9 protein-coding genes are annotated in these 12,581 nt (G+C 31.4%); 7 read left to right on the top strand and 2 right to left on the bottom strand.

Annotation, left to right across the window (positions count from 1 at the left end):
- Positions 1-11: 11 nt before the first annotated feature.
- The 3 genes from ACXIHB_RS13615 (at position 12) to ACXIHB_RS13605 (ending at position 4,658) form a co-directional block, all read left to right on the top strand.
- Complete coding sequence (locus tag ACXIHB_RS13615; RefSeq protein ID WP_462098469.1) at positions 12-3,158, top strand: cytochrome c biogenesis protein; 3,147 nt, start codon at positions 12-14, stop codon at positions 3,156-3,158.
- Positions 3,159-3,219: 61 nt separating this feature from the next.
- Entirely contained in the window at positions 3,220-3,735 is a 516-nt protein-coding gene (locus ACXIHB_RS13610; RefSeq protein ID WP_167714256.1) for a DUF2892 domain-containing protein, read from the top strand.
- A gap of 71 nt (positions 3,736-3,806) precedes the next feature.
- Positions 3,807-4,658 (top strand): N-acetylglucosamine kinase, encoded by an 852-nt coding sequence (locus ACXIHB_RS13605; protein WP_159615364.1) that lies wholly within the window; start codon positions 3,807-3,809, stop codon positions 4,656-4,658.
- Here the strand turns inward: ACXIHB_RS13605 and ACXIHB_RS13600 are convergent.
- A complete protein-coding gene (locus ACXIHB_RS13600) occupies positions 4,655-5,908 on the bottom strand; it encodes a UDP-N-acetylmuramoyl-tripeptide--D-alanyl-D-alanine ligase (RefSeq protein ID WP_462098468.1) in 1,254 nt (417 codons plus the stop codon). The two genes, ACXIHB_RS13605 and ACXIHB_RS13600, sit on opposite strands and share 4 nt — an antisense overlap.
- A gap of 63 nt (positions 5,909-5,971) precedes the next feature.
- Entirely contained in the window at positions 5,972-7,672 is a 1,701-nt protein-coding gene (gene gldJ, locus ACXIHB_RS13595; RefSeq protein ID WP_047790231.1) for a gliding motility lipoprotein GldJ, read from the bottom strand.
- A 375-nt stretch (positions 7,673-8,047) separates the two neighbouring features.
- On the opposite strand from gldJ, the gene porV reads away from it, so the two are divergent.
- The 4 genes from porV to guaA all read left to right on the top strand — a co-directional run bounded on the left by porV (position 8,048) and on the right by guaA (position 12,556).
- A complete protein-coding gene (porV, locus tag ACXIHB_RS13590; protein WP_462098467.1) occupies positions 8,048-9,145 on the top strand; it encodes a type IX secretion system outer membrane channel protein PorV in 1,098 nt (365 codons plus the stop codon).
- Between the two features lie 81 nt (positions 9,146-9,226).
- Positions 9,227-9,709, top strand: a complete 483-nt coding sequence (gene cdd, locus ACXIHB_RS13585) for a cytidine deaminase (RefSeq protein ID WP_047790233.1) — start codon at positions 9,227-9,229, stop codon at positions 9,707-9,709.
- Positions 9,710-9,884: 175 nt separating this feature from the next.
- Positions 9,885-10,949, top strand: coding sequence for a 3-oxoacyl-ACP synthase III family protein (locus tag ACXIHB_RS13580; RefSeq protein WP_462098466.1), 1,065 nt, complete (start codon positions 9,885-9,887; stop codon positions 10,947-10,949).
- Between the two features lie 71 nt (positions 10,950-11,020).
- On the top strand, positions 11,021-12,556 hold the full coding sequence (gene guaA / locus ACXIHB_RS13575; RefSeq protein ID WP_462098465.1) for a glutamine-hydrolyzing GMP synthase: 1,536 nt from the start codon (positions 11,021-11,023) through the stop codon (positions 12,554-12,556).
- Positions 12,557-12,581: the final 25 nt, after the last annotated feature.

Raw genomic sequence — 12,581 nt, 5'->3', positions numbered from 1 at the left:
CAGATTTACTGATGAAAAAAATCTTAGATATTCTCTACTCTACCCGTTTAATGGCTGTATTATTTTTTGTTTTTGCCATTGCCATGGGAATTGCCACTTTTATTGAAAACGATTACGGAACCCAAACCTCTAAAGCATTAGTGTACAATACTTGGTGGTTTGAGTTGATTATGGTGTTCTTTGTTATCAATTTTTTTGGAAATATTTTTAAGTACCGATTATACAAAAAAGAAAAATGGTCTGTGTTATTATTTCATATATCATTTCTATTAATCTTAATAGGCGCCGGTATTACTCGTTATATTAGTTATGAAGGTTTAATGGTTATCGATGAAGGAGAAACAACCAATCAATTTTATTCTGAGCATACCTACTTAAATGTCATTATTGACAATGGTGAATTTCAAAAAACTACTGCAAACAAATTACTTTTATCTGCTTGGGGTAAAAACTCTGCAAGTTTTGAAGAAAACTTTCAACCTAAAAAGGCAGGAAAAAATCATACGGTTACTTTTAATTTAGTTGACTATATTCCTTGGTCTGAAACAAAAATGGTTTTAGACGAAAACGGAACAGAGCATTTATTTTTTGTAGAAAGTTCTGATGGAAGCAGACACGAGCATTACATTAAGAGAGGAACTATTGAAAATATTCATAATATTTTAGTAGGCTTTGAAGCTCCTAATAAAGAGGCAGCTTCAATTAACTTCTTTTATGAAGACGGTAGCTTAAAAATGATTTCTAAAAATAATGGAGATTGGTTTAGAATGGCTGATCAAAAGAAAGGTTTAATAGTTAAAGATAGTGCTCAACATTTTCAATTATTAACACTTCACAACGTAAATGGATTACAATTTGTAGTCCCTAAGTCTCCAGAAAAAGGAGAGATTAAAACAGTTAGGGGTAAAAAAGATGATAAAAAATATGACACCGTAATTTTTGATATAACTACAAATGGAGAAACTGAACGTGTTGAGTTTTATGGAGGCAAGTTTAATGTAGACAATCAACAACAATTTAGTATTGGAAATTTAAATTTTAGAGCTTGGTATGGATCTAAATTGTTACAAACCCCTTTTAGCGTAAAATTAAATGATTTTCAATTAGAAAAATATCCAGGATCAGAAAGTGCCGCAGCTTATGCTAGTGAAGTTACTGTAATTGCTCCTAACGAAACATTCGATTATAGAATATTTATGAACCATATTTTAGATTACGGAGGATATAAATTTTTCCAATCAAGTTATAAAATTGACGGTGAACACGAGCAAACACATTTATCTGTAAATCACGATTTTTGGGGTACTTGGGTCACTTACATTGGTTATTTCTTATTGTTCTTTGGTTTAACTGCTTCTTTATTTGTTAAAAATACTCGTTTTTACGACTTAAAACAATCATTAGTTAAAATACGAAACAAGAAAACCAAGCTATCTCTAATTGCTTTATTTATTTCTTTAGCTAGTTATACGCAACATAAACAACATGAACCAAAACAAGTTTCTGAAGCCCAAATTGATTCTATTTTAATCGCAAATAAAGTAGATAATAAACATGCTGATTTATTTAGTTCTTTAGTTATTCAAGATGCTGGTGGACGTATGAAGCCTGCCCACACCTTTGCTTCAGAATTAGTTAGAAAAGTAGCCCATGTAGATAAATTTAAAGACATGGATCCTAGCCAGATTTTACTTTCAATTACAGAAAGTCCGATGCTTTGGTTAAACGTTCCCTTTGTGTATCTGGAAAAAGGAAACACACAAATTAGAGAAATTTTAGGGCTTTCTGAAGATACTGAATATGCTCGTTTTATTGATTTTTACAACCCTGATGGCTCTTCAAAAATTAGCAAACTTGTTGTTGAAGCTGAGAAGAAAAGGATTCAAAATAAATTTGAACAAGATGCTATTAAGATTGAAAGAAGAGTTTGGTTGTTATCGCAAGCTTTAGGAGGTGGTATATTACGTATTTATCCAATTCCTAACGACGAAAATAACAAATGGGTTTCGCAGCCCGAAACACTACAGGCAAATTTTAAAGGAACAGATTCTGTTTTTGTTCGTCAGTCATTACCCGTATATTTACAGTTATTACAAGCATCAAAAAAATCGGGAGATTATACTGAAACCAATAAGGTTTTAAATGGAATTAAGAAATTCCAACAAAAATTTGGTTCAGAAGTTATTCCTTCTAAAGACAAAATCGATTTAGAAATAGCTTACAATAAGTTAAATATTTTTGTAAAACTTTCTAAATATTACGGATACGTAAGTTTACTTTTAATTGTTTTTGTTTTCTTACAAATTTTTAATAACAAACCATGGGTTAACAATATAGTTAAGATACTTATAGGAATTGTTATTTTCCTTTTCGTTTTTCATGTATTAGGATTAACAGCTAGATGGTATATTAGTGGCAATGCCCCTTGGAGTAATGCTTATGAGTCCATTATTTTTGTAGGTTTAGCAACTATGTTATTTGGGTTAATTCTAGGAAAAAAATCTTCATTAACCATAGCTGCTACAACATTTTTAGTCTCGATTATTTTAGCTTTTGCTCACCAAAATTGGTTAGACCCTGAGATTGCTAACTTACAACCAGTATTAAACTCTTGGTGGCTATATGTACACGTTTCTATAATTGTTGCTGCTTACGGACCTTTCTTCTTAGGAATGATTCTTGGTGTATTTGCTTTGTTTTTAATCGTTTTTACCAACAAGAAGAACAAAAAGAAAATGGATTTACACATTAAAGAATTAACTATTATAAACGAAATGGCATTAACTGTTGGTTTAGTAATGTTTACGATTGGTAACTTTTTAGGTGGAATGTGGGCAAATGAAAGCTGGGGACGTTATTGGGGATGGGACCCTAAAGAGACTTGGGCTTTAGTTTCTATTATGATATATTCTTTTGTATTACATATGCGTTTAATACCAGGTTTACGAGGAAGATACACTTTCAATTTAGTTTCTATTTTAGCCATCTCATCAATTATGATGACTTACATGGGGGTTAATTTTTACTTATCTGGCCTACATTCTTATGCAAGTGGTGATAAAGTAGTTACGCCAGCATCAGTTTATTATTCTTTAGCTTTTGTTGCTGTTTTAGGAACTCTTGCTTGGATAAAAAACAAAAAGTATTACAAAAAATAAGTTGATAGGTTTTCTGTTAAAAAAATGTATTTTTGCAAACCGATAAAAAGAAGAGACAATTATGTTCAATAAAAATATAAAATTAGTTTTAGCTACCTTAATTACTATATGGTCTGTATATGAGTTCACACAAGGGCACATTATGAACGGTATATCAATACTATTACTTGCTGGACTATTTATTTTATTTTATTTTAAAAATGAGTTTATTCTTTTAGCTTTCTTACAACTACGTAAACAAAATTTTGCTGGAGCTCAAAAATGGTTAGGGTATATTAAAAACCCATCTACTGCATTAACAAAAAAGCAAGAAGGGTATTATAATTACCTACATGGTATTATGCTATCTCAAACTAACATTACTCAAGCCGAAAAGTTTTTAAAGAAAGCTGTTAAGTTAGGTCTAGCTATGGATCATGACTTAGCCATGGCTAAATTACAATTGGCTGGAATAGCAATGACTAAACGTAGAAAAAGAGAGGCTACAAACTTAATGGCAGAAGCTAAAAAGCTAGATAAACATGGCATGCTTAAAGAGCAAATGCAAATGATGAAACAACAAATGAAGAAAATTTAATGCTTCATCTTATTTTTGATATTTTCCTTAACTCTTTTAGTAGTATATTTAGCTTGTAAATAAGATAAGAAATGGTTTTAATTGCCGATGGTGGTTCTACTAAAGCTGATTGGATAGCTCTCGATGATACTAAAAAAGAAGTTTTTAGAACAACTACTCTAGGTCTAAACCCGTCTGTTTTAACAAAAGATGAAATGCTTAGCACAATAAATAGTGCTAACAACTTATTAAAAATACAAAACGACACTTTACAAGTCCACTTTTATGGAGCTGGTTGTGGAAGTCCTAAAGCTGCTAAAAGTTTACAAAATGTTCTAAAATCTATCTTTAAAAAAGCAACTGTATTTGTTTCTGAAGATACCTTAGCCGCTGTTTATGCTAGTACTGGTAAAAACCCTGGTATTGTGTGTATCTTAGGAACAGGTTCTAACAGCTGTTATTATGATGGAAAAGACATGATTACTACAGCTCCATCACTTGGCTACACTATTATGGATGAAGCTAGCGGGAATTATTTTGGCAAAAAATTATTACGTGATTTTTACTATAATAAAATGCCAAAAAAAATAGCTTCAGCATTTAAAACTTCTTTTGAACTTGATACTGATACCGTAAAAATAAATCTATATAAAAAACCATATCCAAATATGTATTTAGCTTCTTTTGCTAAATTTATGCTGGAGTATAGAGATGAAAAATACGTCAGAAAAATGATAAAAAAAGGGGTTCAAGAGTTTTTCAAGTATCGTATTCTTCCTTTTGAAAAAAATAGTCAAACACCAATTTATTTTATCGGATCAATTGCTTATTACTTTCAGGATATATTAGACAATGTCGCCTCTAAAAATAATTTATCTATTACTAATGTAATTCAACGTCCTATTGATAATTTGGTTAACTTTCACCGAAATAATTCTTTTTAAAAAAGCGCTACAACTCTTTCTAAAGCCATACCTCTAGAGCCTTTTACTAAAATTGTGCTACTCTCAATTTGGTTGTTCTTTATATATTCTTCAAACTCATAAACCCTATTAAACCTTTTATACTTAGTAGTGGTTTTATAAAAATTCTCACCTATAAGGAAAGCTTCGTCTAAGTTTAATTCTTTTATAAAATTTACAATACTCTGGTGTTCGTTTGAACTATATTTTCCAAGTTCAAACATATCTCCTAAAATTATTGTTTTATTATTAGCTTGCAGCTTACTAAAACTCTCTAAGGCTGCTTTCATACTTGTAGGGTTAGCATTGTAAGCATCTAGAATTATTCTATTAGTTTTTGTATTTATTACCTGAGACCTATTGTTAGAAGGGACGTAATTTTCAATTGCCTCTTTTATTAATTCTGTTGTTACATTAAAGTAATTACCAATAGTTATCGCCGCTGATATGTTAGCAAAGTTATAGGCTCCTATTAAATTACTTAATATCTCTGTATTATTATACGACAACTTTACAAATGGATTAGCCTCTATAAACTTTATGCTTTCATCAAAGGTAATACTCTCTATATCTTTTGTTTTAGCTATCTGCTTTTCATCATTGGGATTAACAAAAACTTTTTTGTTTTTGGCTCTCAAATAATCATATAATTCTGATTTAGCCTTTACCACACCTTCTAAAGAACCAAAACCTTCTAAATGTGCGCTTCCAAAATTTGTTATATACCCATAATCAGGGTTTGTTATTTCTGATAAAAACTCAATTTCTTTAGCATGATTTGCTCCCATTTCTACAATGCCAACTTCTGTATTCTTATTCATTGACAATAAAGTTAATGGTACACCAATATGATTATTAAGATTTCCTAAAGTTGCTGTAGTTTTATATTTTTTTGATAAAACTGAATTTATCAATTCTTTTGTTGTTGTTTTCCCATTACTTCCTGTTAATGCAATTACAGGAATTCCTAATTGATTTCTATGATGATTTGCAAGTTTTTGTAGAGTTTCCAAAACATTATCAACCAAAATTAATTTTTCTGAAGTTTTATAATCAGCTTCATCAATTATTGCGTAACTAGCTCCATTAGTTATTGCCTCTTCGGCAAACATATTTCCATTAAAATTCTCTCCTTTTAATGCAAAAAAAAGTGTGTTTTTTCTAATAGTTCTAGTATCTGTATCTACTAAACCATGTGTGATATATAAACTGTATAACTCTTCTATCTTCATAAAGTAAAAATAAAAAACCTCATTGAAATTCAATGAGGTTTTGTTGTATAAAATACTATTTTATTATCTAGCTCTATCTGGTGTAGCTGTTTTTCTTTTATTTAGCACCATTGGTCCCATTTTATCTGTAGCACATCTAAACCCTATGTAGTTTGTTGCCATATATTCTGGGAAATATCTTCTTTGAGCTGGATCTAACCAGTACTCTCTGTCAGCCCAAGAACCACCTTTATATACTCTAGACTTATCACTAATTAATGTAGTTCTTCTCTTATCATCATATTTATAATTATTAACCACATTACCTAATGTGTCAATTTCAGCTTCTGGCTTTTGAGGAGAGTTATACATTCTTTTTGTACGATCTAATTGATCTTTATCTAATCCATAGAACTTAGAAGAAGCCTGATCTCCATCACCTAAACTAGAATTGTTAGCTAAGTTATAATTTCTTCTCATGTAAGTATCTTCTTTAGTAATAGGAATATACTTAACACTTCCCGGTAAATCTTTAGGAACAATTCTACCGTTTTCTAAAGTATCATACTCTACTTCACCATCACCCACAATAACAACTTTACCCTCTTCATTGATTAATTTTTTAGTAAAAATGTTACCTCTAAAATAATTAAAGTCATTTGCTTCAGAATCGATAATTGGTCTATATACATCTTCTACCCATTCAGAAACATTACCAGACATATCATATAGTCCAAAAGCATTAGGAGGGTAACTTCTTACTGCATTAGGAATATCTGATCCATCACTACTCCATCCAGCAATACCACTATAATCTCCCTTTCCTTGCTTAAAGTTAGCTAATTGATCTCCTCTTCTTCTCTTATCTCTGTCACGAGTATACTTTCCACTCCAAGCATATTTTTTTCTTCCTCTAATATTATTATATTCACGGTTTTCAAAAATAGCTTTTGCAGCATATTCCCATTCTACCTCAGTAGGCAGTCTGAATTTTTGAGATAAAATACCATCTGAAGATGTAACCTGTCTACCTGTGAAGGTTCCTTTTTCTGGTTTTGGTTCTCCTTTTACCTTTGGAACTGGTATACCCTTTTTATAAATTGTAGAGTCTCCGTCGAATATCGCGTAAGGATCTGTTAAATAAGTATCGGTATCAAAATTATTTTCTCCTTTAAAGCTTATAGAATCTTCTTTAAAAATGTTTTTTATAACACCTTTATCCATTAAAATTTTCAAGTTAACAGCATTGGTACGCCACTTACAATATTTATTTGCTTGAATCCAACTAACACCTACAACTGGATATTCAGCATAAGAAGGGTGTCTTAAATAACTCTCTGATAAAAGATTCGTATTCCCTAAACCTTTCCTCCATACCAAAGTATCTGGTAATACCGAAGGGTAAATGTTTTTAAACTGTGGATCTTCTGGAGGAAAAACATCTTTAGTATACTGCATAAATAACCCATATTCTGCATTCGTTACCTCTGTTTCATCCATATAAAAAGTACGAACATGCATTTTTTGTGGAGTTGTATTCCAATCAAACATAACATCATCTTGTACTAATCCCATGGTAAAAGTACCTCCTTCTATGTGAACCATCCCTGGTGGTACATTTTTTCCTTCTTTATACTCTCCCTTTAAATATCCTCCATAGTTTGGGTCATTAAAGTTCCAACCAGTTAATGAAGATTTACTCGACCCACCTCCATTACTTTTACAAGAAGTAATTAATAAACTAGTGATCGCCAATAAACTAAATAATTTCAACGTACTTTTCATGTATTTTTAACTGTTTTTTAAGGGTGTCGCAATTTACAATATTTCTAATTTCTTACAACTAATTTATTTATAAATTCACATTTAGTAACCTTATCTATGCTAGATTACAAACGACAGTTTTTATACTTTAGTATTACGAATCTAAGAAAAAGATTAAAAAACAGACCATTAAAGTTTATTATTTTTTAACAGCGTAAAAATATTTTTTTCATTATTACGTATACAATATATAATATTGTTTAAGCAAACTCGTTTAGTTAGTTAACTAATAAATAAACCATTAAGTTTTATTTATACGAAATCTAAAAAAAGTTACTAGTTATAAACTCCCTCAAGAAAAATTATATATTTGCTAAACAATTAATCAAATTTTACATGAAAAAATTATCTATCGTATTATTTTTTGTGTGCTTTACCCTTCAAAATAAAGCGCAAGCCCAAACATCAATAAACACAACGGCAATGCCTTTCTTATTGATTACACCTGATGCTCGTGCTGGTGGTATGGGAGATATTGGAGTAGCTACCTCTTCAGATGCTTATTCAATTTTTCATAACCCTGCAAAAACTGCATTTAATCAAAATAAAATTAGCATAGGACTCAATTACACGCCTTGGCTTAGAAACTTAACTGACGATATTTTTGTTGGTGGAGGCTCTTACGTTAATAGGTACAGTGAAAAATCTGCTTGGGGTGTTGATTTAAAGTATTTCTCTCTTGGAGAAGTAGCTTTAACTAATGACAGTGGTGCTTCTAATGGAACAGAAAACCCTAATGAATTAGCTATTACTGGTATTTATTCATTAAAGTTAAGTGAAACTTTTTCTATGGGAATTGGTTTGAAATATATCCACTCAAACTACAAAATCACTAGTACTAACCCTGACCTAAAAGCTGTAAACTCTTTTGCTGTCGATGTTTCTGGTTATTACCAATCTAACGAAAAAAACTTTGGAAATTTTAATGGACGTTACCGATTAGGTTTTAACATCGCTAATATTGGACCGAAAGTAAATTACAGTAATAGCGGACCTGAAAACTTTATCCCAACCAATGCAAAAATTGGTGGTGGTTTTGATTTCATTTTTGATGACAAAAACATTTTGGGACTTAACTTGGAACTTACAAAATTACTTGTTCCTTCAAGTCCTAACTCAGAGAGAGGTTGGTTTGAAGGAATGTTTACATCTTTAGGAGATAGAAGTTTTAGTGAAGAATTGCAAGAAACTACATGGGCTTTAGGTGCAGAATATCTGTATAACAATGCCTTTGCTCTTAGAGCTGGTTATTTTCATGAGAGTGAAGAAAAAGGACAACGTCAATACTTTACCTTAGGTACAGGATTTACTGCTAGAGCTTTTACTTTAGATTTATCTTATTTAATAAATACTGCAGCTGTTAACAACCCGTTAGAAAATACATTACGGTTTTCTTTATCTTTTGATTTAGGAGAACTATATGAAGTATATTAAAAAGTGGTATTTTTTTTATAAATTCGTATCAGAATACAAAAGCAGTCTTACCGACTGCTTTTTTTGACTAATTTATTTACGATGAAGAAAATTGACGTAACTACTAAAGCAACTGTATTTGATAATATATCACAATTATCAACTGAAGATGCTTTTTTAATTCAAAAAGCTATTGAGGCAAGACAAAAAGCTTACGCTCCTTACTCTAAATTTAATGTTGGAGCTGCTGTATTACTAGACAATGGTCAAGTTGTTTTAGGAAACAATCAAGAAAGCGCTGCTTATCCTTCAGGTATGTGCGCAGAGCGAGTAGCTATTTGGAAAGCGGGCTCTGAATACCCTAACATGAAAGTACTAAAAATAGCCATTACTGCTGCTTCTGAAAACTCTACGGTAGATAAACCTGTTGGTCCTTGTGGAGCTTGTCGTCAAACATTATCAGAATATGAAATCAACCAAAAACAACCAATTGAAATACTATTTACAGGAGAAGTTGGACAAATAGTAAAAACGGAATCGTTACTTTCATTATTACCTTTTTCATTTGATAGCTCATATTTGTAACAACCGTCGAGTATCAAAATCACAAAAAAAAGCACCTCTAATTTTAAAAAAAACAATTTAACTTGTTTTTTTTAAAAACATAACAAATATTTGAAATTGAATGTAAATAAAACGGTTATCATCAATAAAAATATTTTATTTGTAATTACCAACCCTAAAAAAATCATTTATTTCAATGAAGAAATCAGTAATTACAGGAACAGGTTCATTTATCCCATCTATCAAAAAGGAAAATGCTAACTTTAATAATCATTCATTTTTAAATGCCGATGGAACATCTTTTGACAACGCTAACCCTATAATTATTGAAAAATTCAAATCCATTACTGGCATTGAAGAACGTCGTTACGCTAAAGATGAATATAAAGCTTCAGATTTAGGTTTTTTTGCTGCGCAAAAAGCTATTAAAGATGCTAAAATTAATCAAGAAGAATTAGATTATATTATTTTTGCTCATAATTTTGGTGATGTTAAAAAGAATGCCATTCAAAGTGACATTCTTCCAAGTTTAGCTACTCGTGTAAAACATTTGTTACAAATAAAAAACCCTAACTGTGTTGCCTACGATATTTTATTTGGTTGTCCTGGTTGGGTTGAAGGTGTCATTCAAGCACAAGCGTTTATAAAAGCAGGAATTGCTACAAAATGTTTAGTTATTGGTGGTGAGACTTTATCAAGGGTTGTTGACATGAATGACCGTGACTCTATGATTTATAGTGATGGTGCTGGTGCCTGCATCATAGAAGCTACTGATAAAAATGATAGTGGAATTTTAAGCCATGCTTCGCAAACCTTTACTAAAGATGAAGCCTACTTTTTATTTTTTGGAAATTCAAACGATAAAAACAAAGACAAAGACGTACGCTACATTAAGATGCATGGACGAAAAATTTATGAATTTGCCTTAATCAATGTTCCAAAAGCTATGCAAACTGCTTTAGATAAAAGTGGTGTAGCTATTGATGATGTAAAAAAAATATTCATCCATCAGGCCAATGAAAAAATGGATGAAGCTATTATTAAACGTTTTTATCGTTTGTACAAAAAACCAATTCCTGAAGGTGTGATGCCAATGAGCATTCATAAATTAGGAAATAGTTCAGTAGCAACCGTACCTACCCTACTTGATTTAGTTTTAAAAGGAAATATTGAAAACCAAGAAGTAAAAAAAGGAGATGTTATTATTTTAGCATCAGTAGGTGCTGGTATGAATATTAATGCTATAGTTTACAAGATTTAATAGTTTAAAAAACTCTTTAATTTCTTACTAAATATTCTCGCAAATATAAAATGTAAGTGCTATTTTTGCGCATGCAACAACACAACGTACTTATATTAGATTTCGGATCGCAATACACACAGTTAATTGCGCGCCGTGTAAGAGAATTAAATATTTATTGTGAAATTCACCCTTACAACAAAATACCACAAAATTTAAACGATTTTAAAGCTGTAATCCTTTCAGGAAGCCCATCTTCAGTTCGTTCAGAAGAGGCTCCTCATCCAGATTTGTCTGAAATCAGAGGTAAGAAACCATTATTAGCAGTGTGCTATGGCGCACAATATTTAGCTCATTTTTCTGGTGGTTTAGTAGCTCCTTCTAATACTCGTGAGTATGGTAGAGCTAACTTATCTTTTATTAAAGAAGGAGAAGAGTTCTTTAAAGATATTTCTGAAGGAAGTCAAGTTTGGATGAGTCATTCAGACACAATTAAAGAGTTACCTACTGGAGGAACATTATTAGCAAGTACTCATGATGTACAAAATGCAGCATACAAAATTGATGGAGAGACTACTTATGCTATCCAATTTCATCCAGAAGTATATCATTCTACAGATGGTAAACAATTATTACAAAACTTTTTAGTTAATATAGCAGGAGTAGCCCAAACTTGGACACCAGATTCTTTCGTAGACGAAACGGTTGCTGAGTTAAAAGCTAAAATAGGTAATGATAAAGTTGTTTTAGGATTGTCAGGCGGAGTAGATTCTACCGTAGCTGCAGTTCTACTACACAAAGCTATAGGAAGTAATTTACACTGTATTTTTGTTAACAACGGATTGTTACGTAAAAATGAGTTTACTGACGTATTAAGGCAATACGAAGGTATGGGATTAAACGTTAAAGGTGTAGATGCTTCGGCACGTTTTTTGGAAGAACTTGCAGGATTAAGTGACCCAGAAGCGAAACGTAAAGCCATTGGTAAAGTTTTTATTGATGTTTTTGATGATGAAGCGCATCAAATAGAAGATGCTAAATGGTTAGCTCAAGGAACAATATACCCTGATGTGATTGAATCAGTTTCTGTAAACGGTGGTCCTTCAGCTACTATAAAAAGTCATCACAACGTAGGTGGTTTACCTGATTTCATGAAATTGAAAGTTGTTGAGCCTTTACGTATGATTTTTAAAGATGAAGTACGTAGGGTTGGTGCTTCTATGGGAATTGATAAAGAATTATTAGGTCGTCACCCTTTTCCTGGGCCTGGTTTAGCTATTAGAATCTTAGGAGATATTACAGCTGAAAAGGTTCGTATTTTACAAGAAGTAGATGCTGTATTCATCAACGGATTAAAAGAAAGTGGGTTGTATGATAAAGTATGGCAAGCTGGTGCTATTTTATTACCCATAAATTCTGTTGGGGTTATGGGAGATGAAAGAACCTACGAAAAAGTGGTAGCTTTACGAGCTGTAGAAAGCACTGATGGTATGACTGCTGACTGGGTAAATTTACCTTATGAGTTTTTACAAAAAACATCAAATAAAATAATTAATAATGTAAAAGGTGTAAACAGAGTTGTATATGACATTAGCTCTAAACCACCAGCAACAATTGAGTGGGAATAAAATCCACCATTAATATAAAAAAAGA

The organism is Tenacibaculum sp. IMCC1 (assembly GCF_054906355.1).
The sequence above is the reverse complement of the archived record's forward strand: the minus strand, read 5'-3'. Positions and strand labels throughout refer to the sequence as shown.